This is a genomic window from Halobacillus sp. BAB-2008 (assembly GCF_000328325.1).
GTDB lineage: Bacteria > Bacillota > Bacilli > Bacillales > Halobacillaceae > Halobacillus.
Map to the genome: position 1 here is coordinate 1 of NZ_ANPF01000029.1, position 13,475 is coordinate 13,475.

Annotated in this window: 20 protein-coding genes; 9 read left to right on the forward strand and 11 right to left on the reverse strand. The window is 45.7% G+C overall.

The window, feature by feature from the left end:
* Positions 1-23: 23 nt before the first annotated feature.
* On the reverse strand, positions 24-593 hold the full coding sequence (locus tag D479_RS08080; protein ID WP_008635680.1) for a superoxide dismutase family protein: 570 nt from the start codon (positions 591-593) through the stop codon (positions 24-26).
* An 89-nt stretch (positions 594-682) separates the two neighbouring features.
* Positions 683-889, reverse strand: coding sequence for a hypothetical protein (locus tag D479_RS08085; RefSeq protein WP_008635681.1), 207 nt, complete (start codon positions 887-889; stop codon positions 683-685).
* A 125-nt stretch (positions 890-1,014) separates the two neighbouring features.
* Here D479_RS08085 and D479_RS08090 point away from each other — a divergent pair, with 125 nt between their 5' ends.
* From D479_RS08090 to D479_RS08100, 3 genes are all read left to right on the forward strand, one after another.
* On the forward strand, positions 1,015-1,395 hold the full coding sequence (locus D479_RS08090; RefSeq protein WP_008635689.1) for a kinase-associated lipoprotein B: 381 nt from the start codon (positions 1,015-1,017) through the stop codon (positions 1,393-1,395).
* A 97-nt stretch (positions 1,396-1,492) separates the two neighbouring features.
* A complete protein-coding gene (gene deoD / locus D479_RS08095) occupies positions 1,493-2,203 on the forward strand; it encodes a purine-nucleoside phosphorylase (RefSeq protein ID WP_008635690.1) in 711 nt (236 codons plus the stop codon).
* 425 nt (positions 2,204-2,628) lie between these two features.
* Positions 2,629-3,111: a divergent PAP2 family protein gene (locus tag D479_RS08100; protein WP_008635699.1), complete on the forward strand. Its 483-nt coding sequence runs from the start codon at positions 2,629-2,631 to the stop codon at positions 3,109-3,111.
* A gap of 63 nt (positions 3,112-3,174) precedes the next feature.
* Here D479_RS08100 and D479_RS08105 read toward each other — a convergent pair whose 3' ends face one another.
* The 3 genes from D479_RS08105 to D479_RS08115 form a co-directional block, all read right to left on the reverse strand.
* Entirely contained in the window at positions 3,175-3,816 is a 642-nt protein-coding gene (locus D479_RS08105; RefSeq protein WP_008635700.1) for a 3D domain-containing protein, read from the reverse strand.
* Between the two features lie 83 nt (positions 3,817-3,899).
* Positions 3,900-4,217 carry a YuiB family protein gene (locus D479_RS08110; protein ID WP_008635702.1) on the reverse strand — a complete coding sequence of 106 codons (318 nt, stop codon included), beginning with the start codon at positions 4,215-4,217 and terminating at the stop codon, positions 3,900-3,902.
* 160 nt (positions 4,218-4,377) lie between these two features.
* Positions 4,378-5,601: an NAD(P)/FAD-dependent oxidoreductase gene (locus D479_RS08115; RefSeq protein ID WP_008635704.1), complete on the reverse strand. Its 1,224-nt coding sequence runs from the start codon at positions 5,599-5,601 to the stop codon at positions 4,378-4,380.
* 230 nt (positions 5,602-5,831) lie between these two features.
* Between D479_RS08115 and D479_RS08120 the strand changes: the two genes are divergently transcribed.
* Positions 5,832-6,818, forward strand: a complete 987-nt coding sequence (locus tag D479_RS08120) for an NAD(P)/FAD-dependent oxidoreductase (RefSeq protein ID WP_008635706.1) — start codon at positions 5,832-5,834, stop codon at positions 6,816-6,818.
* A 78-nt stretch (positions 6,819-6,896) separates the two neighbouring features.
* Here the strand turns inward: D479_RS08120 and D479_RS08125 are convergent, their stop codons facing one another.
* The 3 genes from D479_RS08125 to D479_RS08135 form a co-directional block, all read right to left on the reverse strand.
* Positions 6,897-7,256, reverse strand: a complete 360-nt coding sequence (locus tag D479_RS08125) for an iron-sulfur cluster assembly accessory protein (protein ID WP_008635707.1) — start codon at positions 7,254-7,256, stop codon at positions 6,897-6,899.
* A gap of 126 nt (positions 7,257-7,382) precedes the next feature.
* Positions 7,383-7,613, reverse strand: a complete 231-nt coding sequence (locus tag D479_RS08130) for a YuzB family protein (RefSeq protein WP_008635708.1) — start codon at positions 7,611-7,613, stop codon at positions 7,383-7,385.
* Positions 7,614-7,682: 69 nt separating this feature from the next.
* On the reverse strand, positions 7,683-8,012 hold the full coding sequence (locus D479_RS08135; protein ID WP_008635709.1) for a DUF1462 family protein: 330 nt from the start codon (positions 8,010-8,012) through the stop codon (positions 7,683-7,685).
* 163 nt (positions 8,013-8,175) lie between these two features.
* Here D479_RS08135 and D479_RS08140 point away from each other — a divergent pair, with 163 nt between their 5' ends.
* Entirely contained in the window at positions 8,176-8,397 is a 222-nt protein-coding gene (locus D479_RS08140; protein WP_008635710.1) for a NifU family protein, read from the forward strand.
* Between the two features lie 47 nt (positions 8,398-8,444).
* Here D479_RS08140 and D479_RS08145 read toward each other — a convergent pair whose 3' ends face one another.
* A complete protein-coding gene (locus tag D479_RS08145) occupies positions 8,445-9,410 on the reverse strand; it encodes a D-glycerate dehydrogenase (protein WP_008635711.1) in 966 nt (321 codons plus the stop codon).
* A gap of 167 nt (positions 9,411-9,577) precedes the next feature.
* Between D479_RS08145 and D479_RS08150 the strand changes: the two genes are divergently transcribed.
* From D479_RS08150 to D479_RS08160, 3 genes are all read left to right on the forward strand, one after another.
* Complete coding sequence (locus tag D479_RS08150; RefSeq protein ID WP_008635712.1) at positions 9,578-10,084, forward strand: phosphatidylglycerophosphatase A; 507 nt, start codon at positions 9,578-9,580, stop codon at positions 10,082-10,084.
* 129 nt (positions 10,085-10,213) lie between these two features.
* Positions 10,214-11,317, forward strand: a complete 1,104-nt coding sequence (locus tag D479_RS08155; RefSeq protein ID WP_008635713.1) for a hypothetical protein — start codon at positions 10,214-10,216, stop codon at positions 11,315-11,317.
* A gap of 59 nt (positions 11,318-11,376) precedes the next feature.
* Positions 11,377-11,766 (forward strand): hypothetical protein, encoded by a 390-nt coding sequence (locus D479_RS08160; RefSeq protein ID WP_008635715.1) that lies wholly within the window; start codon positions 11,377-11,379, stop codon positions 11,764-11,766.
* A 47-nt stretch (positions 11,767-11,813) separates the two neighbouring features.
* Here D479_RS08160 and D479_RS08165 read toward each other — a convergent pair whose 3' ends face one another.
* Both D479_RS08165 and D479_RS08170 read right to left on the reverse strand, forming a co-directional pair.
* The gene (locus tag D479_RS08165; protein WP_008635717.1) at positions 11,814-12,584 is read right to left on the reverse strand and encodes a TIGR01457 family HAD-type hydrolase; all 771 of its coding nucleotides are present in this window, start codon (positions 12,582-12,584) and stop codon (positions 11,814-11,816) included.
* A 23-nt stretch (positions 12,585-12,607) separates the two neighbouring features.
* Positions 12,608-13,003 carry a DUF86 domain-containing protein gene (locus tag D479_RS08170; protein ID WP_008635718.1) on the reverse strand — a complete coding sequence of 132 codons (396 nt, stop codon included), beginning with the start codon at positions 13,001-13,003 and terminating at the stop codon, positions 12,608-12,610.
* A 153-nt stretch (positions 13,004-13,156) separates the two neighbouring features.
* Between D479_RS08170 and D479_RS08175 the strand changes: the two genes are divergently transcribed.
* The gene (locus D479_RS08175) at positions 13,157-13,468 is read left to right on the forward strand and encodes a DUF3055 domain-containing protein (RefSeq protein ID WP_008635720.1); all 312 of its coding nucleotides are present in this window, start codon (positions 13,157-13,159) and stop codon (positions 13,466-13,468) included.
* Positions 13,469-13,475 lie beyond the last annotated feature (7 nt).

The window sequence follows — 13,475 nt, forward strand, 5'->3', positions numbered from 1 at the left end:
CGCCCGGCCGGGCGGCTTTTTATCTACTCTTCTTTTTTATCTGGTTCCGTCGGATCGCTTGCTTGATCCCCATCCGCTTTCAGCGTAATCTTCCCACATGCAACCCGCTCTCCGGAATTACCGGAAGGCTGGGACATTCCATCATCCGCTTCACTCGTAATGACCAAGGAGGTGCCCTCTTTTCTTAAAAGGGACATTTGGTCGTCTTTCAAGGTAGCTTCCGGAAGCACCAATTCTGTATCCATCATTCCGCTGGCATCCGCTTCGACGTTAGGAAGATCGCCGGCATGCGGCCCCTTCTCATTCATTAACCCGTGATCCTTGGATAGTGGATTAAAGTGATTACCTGCTGTTTGAAAGTCCGGCGGCTCACATTTAGGAAACTCGTGAATATGTAAACCGTGCGGACCAGGTTCAAGTCCTTCTACCTTCAAAGTCACTTGAACACCCTCCGGCGTTTCCTTTAATGTGGCCGTACCAATTTTGTCGCTCTCTGCATTATAGATCGAGGTATCAAGCGGCGACCTCTCTTCTCCTGTGCACCCGGCCATTAATATTAGCAATAAAGCTGTTCCTATCCATTTGTTTACCATCTACATCCGCCCTTCCAACATAGTTATGGATAGTATCTCCCTATACACACAAAATATGAGGAAGGAACGGGATCATAAAAAAAAGCCGCTCAGGATTTCCCTTCCCGCGGCTTTTGATCTTCACGATTCATGGTATCGGGTGTTTGTTCTAGCTTGTCCCACTTCTTCTCTTCTTTCTGAGAGGCCCTGATAATCCAAATCATAGCGAGCGATGCCAACACGATGAAAAGCAACAGCATGAATACCGCCGGGATGTATTCCGACTTGTCCTCTGGAAAGTACAAAAATTCCATCATAGCAAAACCACTTCCTTCCATTTCATTATAACAAAGACACAAACTCTGTTCTTACCTGCCCGTCATTTTTTCCAACGAATAGGACCTTTGCTATAATGGTGTAAAAGATATATGGAGGTCTAATAATGACGGAGATAAAACAGGGAAGCACCGTTAAAGCCCATTATAAATCAGGAATCTACATAGGCGAAGTCGTAGAGGACCGAAATCGATTTTTCCTGGTGAAAGTGTTGGCCGTGGCAAAGCACCCCATGCAGGGAGACCTGCACAATCCAGGGAAGACCGAGGACGTCTTCTTTCACCAAAGGAAGGCCTTGAGCTATACGGAAAAAGCAAACGTTCAGAAAGAAGCCGTCCATCTGTACGAAGGGGATATCCCGGAGTACAAGCAGTCATTAAAAGACTCCGTTGAAGCATTAAAGGAAAAGTTAATGCGCAGGGAAACGACGTTTAACCAAAGCGCAAAAGATAGACTCGAAGATCTTGAGCGCCAGTATTTCGAATGAGGGAAAACCACCCTTCAAAGCCAATGAAAGCGCATTTGTTTTCTCTTATGCGGTGTGGTAATTTAAAGTAGTCTTAATTTATGAGGAGGTCATACCTATGACAACACACATCGGAGCCAATCCTGACGATATCGCTGAAAAGATCCTGCTGCCCGGGGATCCACTGCGAGCTAAATATATTGCAGAAAATTTCCTGGAAGATGCAACGTGCTACAATGAAGTTCGCGGGATGTACGGATACACTGGTACATACAAAGGCGAACGCATTTCTGTACAAGGTACAGGCATGGGTGTCCCTTCTATATCCATCTATGTCAATGAGCTGATGGAAAGCTACGGCGTACAGAAGTTGATTCGAGTAGGTTCCTGCGGCGCACTGCAAAGCGACGTAAAGGTAAGAGATGTCATCCTTGCTTCGACATCAACGACCGATTCCCAAATGAACCGGATGGTATTCGGCGGCATCGATTATGCGCCGACTGCTGACTTCGAACTTTTGAAAAACGCCTATGATGCCGGGACGGAAAAAGGTCTGAAACTTCGTGTAGGGAACGTCTTTACAAGTGACAGCTTCTATAGGGAAAACGCAATGGAAACGTTCGAGCTGCTCGCTAAGTACAATGTACTTGCCGTCGAGATGGAAACAACCGCGTTATATACACTGGCAGCCAAATATGACCGTCAGGCCCTGTCTGTTCTTACAGTCAGCGATCATATTCTGACAGGAGAAGAAACAACTGCTGAAGAGCGCCAGACAACGTTCAACGAAATGATTGAAGTAGCATTGGAAGCTGCTATTAAAGAATAAATGCAAACGCACCCGTTCCGGGTGCGTTTTTTATAGAACGGACCGGACATCATTTCGTCGTATTTCATGGAGATCCTCTCCTGTTCGAATAAACAGCATACTACCCGTCACTGCCTCCAATTTTCCTGTGTACCATTCTGTAATAGTAACAATACTGCATATGGTACCTACTTTTTGATGCGTGGGGACCCGAATAAAAAGGAAGTAAGATTATTGGATTTCTCCTTCATCAGCCTGCCTCCTGTCGACTGTTATCTTTTATCTTATCTTCCTGGAAGAGCATCGGGCAGGGCTGATGCCCAGATATCCATCTTTAAAATACAGAACACGGCATGTAGGACGGAGACCGTGCTCCTATGGTATAATGCTTAATAATTCATTGGTACACATTCCCATCACATACCGCAGGAAGAAAGGATGTCACCATGCTGTTAGATCTATTGCATAACTTCCCCTTATGGGCGGCCATCGCCTCCATCGTATTCGCACAAATCGTCAAAATACCCATCCAATTCATCGCATCCAGAAAGCTGAACGCAAGCCTTGCTTTCAGCACCGGCGGTATGCCCTCGAGCCACTCAGCTGCTGTTACCGCACTTGCGACCGGTGTCGGAATCGAACAGGGATTCGGCTCCTCGATTTTTGCGGTCGCCTGCGTTTTTGCCATCATCGTTATGTTTGACAGCACTGGTGTAAGACGCCAGACCGGTGAACAGGCGATTATGTTAAACATCCTCTTAAAAGACTTTAATCGTTTCGTAAGTGAAGCGAAGAGCTGGCAGGCGAAGGAAGAATACCAGAAAAAAGAAGAATTGAAGGAACTGCTGGGTCATCAGCCGATCGAAGTATTCTTTGGCGGTTTGACCGGCGTGCTGCTCACCTTTTTGTTCCACACACTCCTTTATTAATGACTGTAAAGATAGAAAAACTAAAAAGAACCCTTCTCCAACGTGTGGAGCAAGGGTTCTTTTTCATCGTATCATTTGGGAACGGAATACCTGCATGGACTCCTGTTCATTCATCTTGTTCAAGTCTTCTTCTGACAATTCTCCATTACCTTCTTTAATGACATAGACGTGAAGTGTTTGTTTCCCCCACTGTTTGTACACGTCCTCAACCGAGGGATAATAAAGATCCAATCGGTCCCCTTTAATGGCACCGCCTGTATCTGCGACCACTCCATAGCCATAGCCCGGAATGAAGAGAATCGTACCAAGCGGAAACAGCTCAAGGTCTGCTGCGATGGTGGAATACAAGTCCCTCTTCACCGTCACTCCTGAATACGTAACTCCGTAGGCCGGATGACTTTCGTCCTTTCCCGTCGACTCTACTCCTGCCGTATAACCCGTAGCCGTCACCTCATATCGGTCGTACTGAGCAAGATCCAGAGAAGCTTCCAATTTCTCGAGTGCCTCCGCATTGGCAGCGCTCGCTACGTGTTTCGGGCGCAGCATGGAACCGGACACTTCTTCTGCCGGCTCTTCCCCGTCCATTTTTATTTTCAGCCAATCATCCACATCTTTGATCGATAGATTCGTTATATTTGTGACCGTACTGTACCATGCAAATAGAAACAAAACGGAAAAAAATATATAGGTCGTCCACTTTTTCATGAAATCACCTCTAGGTGTCATCATGTCCAAGCTGGTAATAATTATACAAAAAACAGCTGCCTCCAATGGGGGCAGCTGTCCGTTCAAAACATCTGATATCCGCTTCGTCGCAGAAGACGAATGACGACTCCGGCAAGGATGGTACCTGCAAAGCCGCTGGTAAGAATAACAATATCGACAACCTTAAGGTTCATCAAGTGCTCCCATACCGCAGGAAATGCCGTACCGGCATCTGTGAAATACTGCGTCCACGGATGATCATCCACAATTAAAAGGACAATAGCCGGATACACGACTGCCATGAGCCAGGATGAACGCAGGATCATGTTGAGTAGAAAGGAAATACCGAAAAACAATACGAAAAATAACAGAATGGATACGACAAACTGAACTATATTCACCGCTTCTTCCCCCTAAATCTTACAAGCCGATCAGTATGTACCATTTTATAACGCTTACATCAAATCCGCAAGCTCACCAGTCGAAGCATATAAAAAAGCGGAGAATCGTTCTCCACTTTTTATACCTAACTATAAATTGAACCCGGCCAAGGCTTTCTTCTTAAAAATGGAAAAAGTTTAATTTCCCTTTCTTTAAGACGAGCCCGATGCCGCCAAGCTTTAAGAGGTAGCGGTTATCAATGACCTTCTTCATCGCCGTTGCCGACCAACCGTACAGCTTCTTGTCGTCAAAAACAACTCCAATGGCATCTGAATCGCCGAGCGAAGCAACCGTTCCTTTCAGATCCGGGACGAAAGGCTCCAGGTGCCGCTCCCCCTTGATAAGACGTTCCAAATTACCAGCCGTGTGCTCCGCTTCCTGAATAGCAATTTGAGCTGTTGGAGGATAGGGACGCTCTGCTTCTTCGTTCATGACCAAAGCACAGTCCCCTACAATGAAGACATCATCATATCCTTCCGGCCGAAGATCCTCCCGCACAGGAATCCGCCCTCGATTGGCTTCAAAACCAGACTCTTCGACGATTGAATTCCCGCGGACACCTGCTGCCCATACAACTGTATTTGTCCCAATCTCTTCACGCTGGTCATCCTTCTCAAATACCAGCTTGTTCTCTGTCACTTCTTTGATCATAGCACTCAGTTTGAATTCTACTCCACGCGCTTCCAGTGAATTCATGGCGTACTCAACGAGCTGGGGATCAAATCCCGGGAGTGCAGTAGGTGCAGCTTCCACACAGATGATCCGAACTTGATCGCGAGGAATATCATATTCCCTGCACAGGTCGGGAACACGGTTTGCCAACTCTCCGACAAACTCGATCCCTGTAAACCCGGCACCACCGACGACGATATTTAAACGCTCCGGCTTTTTATCAGGCTCTGTATTATATTTGGCGAAATTATATTCGATATGCTGACGGATGAGACGGGCACTATTTATACTACCGATAGTGAAGGCATGCTCTTTCAATCCTTGAATTCCGAAAGTAGCTGCTTCAAAACCGAGCGAAATGACGAGGTAGTCGTATGTTACTTCCCCATCCTCCAGAAGTACACGCTTTTCAGATGGTTTGATTTCGAGGACTGTGTCTTGAATCAACTTAATTTTGCTTGTATCGATGACGTCTTTGATAGGGATACGAGTCCGGTCATGATGCAGCGTACCTGCAGCATTTTCGTGAAGCCAGGTGGTCTGGTAGTGATAGCTGTGCTTATTAACCAACGTTACGTTCGCATCATTGACTCCTATGTTCTTCTGCAGCTTGACGGCCGTCATCATGCCGCCATAGCCGGCACCCAGAATAACGATATTCGGTTTTTTCATCTTTCATCACTCCATTCCATTCATATTCTGGATAAATCGTCACATTTTTGTCATTATTCCTTCTTCTCATTTATGATAAAACTGATTATAACTGCTTTCAACAAAAGGAAGCACATTAGAGAACATAGGGGTAACTTCAATTGGAACGGCTTACATGCCTTCAGTATTCCCACTTGAAATTTTTTTATGATAGAATATGTATTAGTGTAATTTTGAACAGGAGGGTAATTATGAGTGATAAGATATACGATATAACCGTCATCGGCGGCGGCCCGGTCGGGTTGTTTACCGCTTTTTACGGCGGTATGCGCGATGCAAGTGTAAAGATAATTGAAAGCCTTCCCCATCTGGGCGGACAGCTGACTGCACTGTATCCGGAAAAGTACATTTACGATGTTGCAGGATTCCCTAAAGTTCGGGCACAGGAACTCGTGGACAACTTGGAAGAGCAGGCGATGGCTTTTGACCCTACGATTGCGCTCAGCCAGGAAGTTCTTTCCGTGGAACGCATGGAAGATGGTTCGATCAAGCTTACCACCGATAAAGAAGTCCATTATACGAAGACAATCATTGTCACAGCCGGAAACGGCGCTTTCCAGCCAAGGAAGTTGAAGATTGACGATACAGATAAATTCGAAGGAACAAACCTTCATTACCACGTAAGTAACATGGACCGGTTCCGGGATAAGAATGTTATGATTGCCGGCGGCGGCGACTCTGCTGTCGACTGGTCACTTATGCTGGAGCCGATCGCCAAGCAGGTTACGCTAGTTCACCGCCGTGATAAGTTCCGGGCACACGAACACAGCGTGGCACAGCTGCATGAATCCAATGTAAGAGTTTTGACACCTTACAACCCGGAGAAATTGATCGGTTCTGATCGGATTGAACAAGTGGAACTTCATGAAGTTAAGGGAGACCGTGTAGAAACGATCGACGTGGATGACGTCATCGTCAACTACGGCTTCATCTCTTCTCTCGGGCCTATTAAGGACTGGGAACTGGAAATAGAAAAAAACAGCATTGTCGTCAATTCCAAAATGGAAACGAACATCGAAGGCATCTATGCTGCTGGAGATATCTGCACCTATCCCGGCAAAGTTAAATTGATTGCCTCCGGATTCGGCGAAGGACCAACGGCGGTTAACAATGCAAAAGCATATATAGATCCAGATGCACGCGTGCAGCCGAAGCACTCCACAAGCATGTTCGGATAAACAAAAAGACGCCCGATAATCGGGCGTCTTTTTTCCAATTTAAAAAAACCTCCCCACAAGGGGAGGTTTGTCGTCTATTTAACAGCTGGGATCCGGCACACCTGCATTTGTCGCCGTTTTGAAAGAAGATCCACACCCGCACGAAACAATCGCGTTCGGATTGTCGATCGTGAATCCTCCACCCATCATGTTCTGTTTGAAGTCAATCGTCGTACCTTCAATGATCGGTACATCCTGGCGGTTGATGACGACAGGAATCCCTGCCGATTCATCGATCACATCAAGTTCTTCATTGATGTCATCTTCAAACCCCATGGCATAAGACAATCCACTACAGCCTCCACCCTTTACTCCGAAGCGAAGACGGACATCTCCTTCTTCTTCCTTCATCATTTCCTTGATCTGGTGACCAGCGGCTTCCGTAATGTTCAGAATCATCCCAAGCCTCTCCTTTCTCTTCTTACAGTCAGTATACTAAACTGCCGATCGCTTTATCAAATGGCGCGACCCGATCGCCATAAGAAAAGGCATCCCTTAAATTTGGACACCTTCCCTTTATCTGCTCTATAGGATTTCGTCCAATTGTTCATACACTTTATCCACGAGTTCTTCCGGCGTATCTGCGATTACCCTTTCCCCCTCCACCAGTGCATACAAGGTTTGAGAACATAAGCCGCAATTTCTTAAACAACCATATTCAAGAACATCCAGATCTGGATCTTTCTCAAGCTCAGCCATCGCCTGCTGGGAACCATTAGCTAAATTATTGATACAAAACTCTACAGTCGGATTCATCCGCATCACCTCTTTATATGGATGAAACCCTATATGTGCTTTAGTTTACCATAAAACAGGGATTTCGTGTCAGGTAGAGGAAGGCTCTGCAATCCCATGACTTTCCAAGGCCTTATAAATCGGCTTCAACCGGGGACTTCCCTCTCCAACGATTTCTTCTTCCACGAGGACGAGCGGATAAAAAAGTTCATCCGACTGCAGCTGTTCCAGCAGTGTGTCATCCGCATCCGGCTGGTCATCCCTGTTGATATCGAAATAAGAATAGCTGATTGCTGCTTTCTCTCCATACTTCCGTGCAATCGCTGCCTGGATCCACTCATACGTTTCCTTAGAACCGGGTGCATTCACACAACTCGCACATCTGACATCCGATCCGTACACCGTTACTTTTACCCCCATTGTATCCCACCCCTTGAAATTAATCCTTTTATTTTATTTTACAAAAGAATTGAAAAAAGATAAAATGATAATAGTTCTCATTATAAAAATGGACTTAACGACGCAACCATAGATTTTTTGCTGCTTTCGTTTTATACTATTACTTAGAAAGGGGAAGATGAAGATGCATGAACAAGTACAGGAAGTACTCAATAAACTTCGCCCATTTTTACTTCGTGACGGTGGGGACGTAGAGCTTGTAGATGTGGAAGACGGCATCGTACGCCTTCGCCTGATGGGCGCCTGCGGGAACTGCCCGAGCTCAACCATCACGTTGAAAGCTGGTATCGAGCGTGCGCTTGCACAAGAAATCCCTGGCATTTACGAAGTAGAACAAGTTTTCTGATCAAACCATTAGAAAACCGCACACCTTTATGAGGGTGTGCGGTTTTTTTATTGGACAGGGCTGATCAGTGTTTCTCCCCGGAAATGGCGGCAGATATTGTCTAAACACAGCCTCATCATTGCATAGCGCGTTTCTTTAGACGCTGAGCCGATGTGTGGAAGGCAGACAATCTGCGGCAGCTGAAGGAGGGGGTGATCTTTTGAAATCGGCTCGTTTTCAAACACATCCAGTCCTGCAGCCGCAATTTCTCCTTCTTTAATTGCATGTTCCAGTGCTTTTTCATCAACGACTGCTCCACGTGAAGCATTAATGAAAATCGCATCATCCTTCATCATGGCAAAAGCTTGTTTATCAAATAATCGATGGGTTTCTTCTGTCAAAGGGGTCAGACAAACAACGAAGTCGGAACGACGCAGAAGGTCATCAAAATCCACATAAACTGCACCGAGTTCTTCTTCCGCTTTCCTGTTTCTCGAACGATTGTGGTACAAAATATCCATCTCAAAACCAGTGGCACGCTTCGCTACCGTTTCACCGATTCTCCCCATCCCGACAATTCCTATTGTCTTATGGTGAATATCGTGGCCTGCCAGCAGCAATGGGGACCAGTGCTGCCACTTCCCTTCTTTTATGTACGTATCTGCTTCGACGATCCTCCGTGCCGTAGCTGTCAGCAGGGAGAATGTCAAATCTGCGGTCGTATCAGACAGGACATCCGGAGTATTCGTTACCGCTACGCCGTGCTCCTGTGTACTTTTCAAGTCGATGTTATCATAACCGACGGCCAAGTTAGCGACAATCTTGAGACTCTCCGCCTCCTTCAAAAGTGCTTCATCAATGGACTCCGACAACATCGTCACGAGACCGTCCGATTGACGGGCCTTTTCTATTAAAAGCTCCCTGTCCACCGCTTTCTCCGCTTCCGGCCACATCTCGATATCCAGTTCATTTCGATACGGCTCCACAACTGCTTCCGGTAAAGCCCTTGTAATATAAACTTTTGGTTTCCCCATTAGTCCCACTCCTTCCCTGTTAATTATCAGTGTATCACAAAGGATTGGAAGGACTCTGCATCTCTGACTGAATTCTCTGATATAATAAGGATATAACCATCCGTTTGTGCCATATTCATGACGGGTATCGAAACAGGCAATGATATGAGGAGTAGGAGGGTTTCTTTATGACAAATAACAAGAAAATATCCAATCTCGAGAAAACAGCACGGGAATGGCTCAACGATCGCGGAGTATCCATTGATGATATCGCTGAGCTCGTCCACTACCTTCAGTCGAAATATCACGAAAAACTGACGATGGATGAATGCCGATACAACGTCAACAAAGTGTTGACGAAGCGCGAGGTTCAAAACGCGATTATTACCGGGATACAATTGGATATGTTAGCAGAAAAGAAAATGCTGGAAGAACCGCTGCAATCTACTATTGAAGTGGATGAGAGCCTGTACGGCATTGATGAAATCATCGCTTTCTCCATTGTAAACGTATACGGTTCCATAGGTTTTACGAACTACGGGTATATCGATAAACAAAAGCCTGGTATTCTTCAGAAGTTAAATGATAAATCGACTGGTGAGTGCCATACTTTCTTAGACGATATTGTCGGGGCTATAGCAGCCGCTGCTTCAAGCAGGCTCGCTCACAGCATCGCAGGCGATCCAGAAGACTAACTAATTTTCTTAAAAACTGTGCCGAGCGCACAGTTTTTTTATTATTCTGAAACTTATTAACTATTATATTCGTACATATGTTATAGTGAATTCCGTATTATGGAAAATAAAGAAAGGAGAAAGGACCAGATGAAACAGAAAATAGTATGGATTGTGCCGGCACTTCTTGTGCTGTTAGGAATCGGTTTGCTCTTTGTTCGTAATTTTGAGGATGTGACCGAACCACCGGACTCGGATTGGAGCCGACCACTGGAATTAGGGGAAACGGTGACTTCCGACTCTCCGGCTGTGTCGTCGGCGACGAATGGTGCGAAGATAGCATACTTGACGGAAGAAGGCGTGAAACAAACAGGTTATGACCAAGAGTACTCCAGCACAGAGGAAACAAACATTGATATTCCTGTTGATAAGTTCACTTCCATTGCTACACCAGGAAATCAACTCGTTTATTCCGACTATCATCAGTTATTTACCGAAAAAAAGGAAAAGATATCCGATCTGGATACCTTTCTCCCTTTACAGAACGAAGTTATATTTACAAAAGGGACAGATGTGTATGTGTATGAAGAGGATGGCAGCCTTACTTCTATATTGACACTGCCTGATGAGAAAGCGGAAGTACTTACATATGAGAACCACGATGGCACTTACCTGGCCACCCGAATAACGGAATCGTCAGGAAATCACCTGACATTCTACCACCTTAAGGATGGTACACTGGAAAAAGTGCGGGAAGCGGACATTCCCTTGCAGAGCGGGGAAGAATTGAAAGAGATGCATTTTGCAGCTGCGGAGAACGACATACGACTGATTCAGTCTACATTACAGAAACAGTCGATGACGGGTAAGAAGAAGCAGCTGCATTATTATGCTGCCTTCCCGGCAGAAGAAGAGGCGTCGGCACCGAAAATGAGCCGTGTTACTTTTTCAGATCCCGTAACAGGAAAATCATTACAGGAATTATCAGATATAGAACTTACGGTACGCGGAGACAAATCTCTTCTTTTATTCAAAGCTCTCGGCAAAACTGACACGATGTTTAACAAGGAGACCCAATTTAATATTTATCAGGCGCAGGTGAAAGAAAAGGGTGTGAACAGAGTAACGCGTATCAGTAATACTCCCAGCCTTCTCTCACTCCTCAATGGATCGATTCTCATTCCATCATCTGGTTGGATAAAAAGGGAGATCATTATGAGGTCCTTCTTGCTTCCGACGAGAAAGCAGTTATAAGTAAAACCGATGGAATTTCCAGCGGGAATTTGCTTCAGGCAGGAGGGAAAACCGCCGGCATGCTTTCATTTGGAATGCTTATTGTTCCTATTTCTTTAGTTTGGATCATCTGGCCTTTAGTCTTTCTAACCATTTTAATGTTTACGAAAACGAAAGCCATGGATGAAGACAGAGCATGGGTGTTTTATACAGGCGCTGTCATCTACCTCGCCGCCGTCTTCTTATTCAAGGGCCCCGTCTTTTCGGAACAATTGTTGGCGCGCACCCCGGATTATTTGAATTTCTCCGGAAGTACTTTTTTATACCTTTTGGCATTCGCCTTAATCGCTTATGTGTTGGTGCGTGCATTCCACCGTGTCAAAGACTGGTCCCCATTTATACAACTCTCTTATTTCATCGGTGTGCATGTTGCTTTTATAACCGTATTCTTTGGCCCCTACCTCCTATAAAGAAAGAGCGCTTGGATTAGTTAATCCAGGCGCTCTTTCCTGTCCATTCAACCTTTCATCCATTCATACAAGTCCCGGCACTTATAGGTCGGTGCAGGATCCGTTTGTTTCAACTCATCAAAAGAACTGACTCCTGTCTCCACCATCAATGTGTCGATCCCTGCACGAATACCTGCAAGAATATCGGTGTTATAATTGTCCCCCACCATGAGGACTTCGTCTTTCCCATATCCAATCCGCTTTAGAGCCCGATCCATGATCAATGATTCCGGTTTTCCTACAAAAACCGGGTCCACCCCTGTACTAACCGCGACAACAGATGTAAGTGCGCCGTTTCCCGGAAGCATCCCTCGTTCGGTCGGAATAGCGATATCCCCGTTGGTACTGATCAATTTCGCTCCATTTCGAACTTCCAAGCATGCCCTTGCCAGCTTTTCATATGTAATCTCCCGGTCAATGCCGATAACTACATAATCCGAGCGGCTTTCCACTCTGGTCAATCCTTCCCGATCAAGGGCATCCAGCAGCCCGTCTTCTCCGATCACAAAAACACGGGCTTGGTGATTCTCGCTTTTGATGTATTCCGCTGTGGCAATACTGCTCGTGTACACTTGATCAGGGTTTGCCGGTATTCCTAAATCCGTCAATTTAGCGGCGACCTGTTCCACCCTTTTAGAAGAATTGTTGGTCAGAAAGAGGAAGGGGCGTTCTTTGTCAACCAACGCTTGAACAAATTCCCCGGCGCCGTCTATTTTGTCCGTTCCTTTGTACATCGTCCCATCCAAATCAATTAAATACGCTTTATAATCCCTGTACATGTTGATAACACCTCATCCCTGAATCAATCGTTATTCGTAAATGTGGATACAGGGCCAAGCTCTGTATCTAGATAGCTCCTGACCTTTTCAGGAAAAGAAAGAATGACTGCTTTATACTGATTCCATATTCCGCTGATCTCTTGATGATCAACAGCTGTGTATTCCTGAACAATCATTTTCCTCAAACCGATGAACGCCTTATAGGCTTCCGCTTCCCCCTTTGGAAGCACTTGTTCATCGGTCAGTATGTCAATGATATCTTCGTAACTGCCCGGATCGCGCATGATAAAGCCGTCGATCATCATATTTCCCACATCCAGAATAGCTTCAATAGTTACATGAGTGGTTCTCTCCAATAATAGACGGTCTGAGAACGTTTCATAGCGGTTCTCCGTCACCTCTTGCAGCACCGTATTCATATAATTTAAAATTTCTTCTAATTTTTTCTGTCGACGAAATACATGTTCCTACCTCCCGTGTATTTTTCTTTGTTAAGAATAACATAAATTGCTATCCGATCCCTCGCCCAGCCATGGAAACCGCGCATATTTTCCGACATCCCGGGCATACTTATGTGGACGAAACCAGCCGCCGACATAGGACAGGAGGTGATCATTCATGCGGAACGGCCACTTTTAGAGGATTTCACACAAGACACCAGCACCCGGTTTGTCTCCTTCACCGCAGGCAGCCATCGTTTTGAGCTTGCCTTAATGAAAGCAGACTGCTTCGATAACCAGACTATGGTCATCAACCTGCCCAAAAACCGTCAGGCTCTGCTCGATTTAGAAAATATAAACAGGGCCGGACACTTAGAGCATATGTTTCAGCTGAGTACGATGGAAGCAGAAGAGCTTCGAACCTATCTCCCCGACTTACTATGAAAGAATA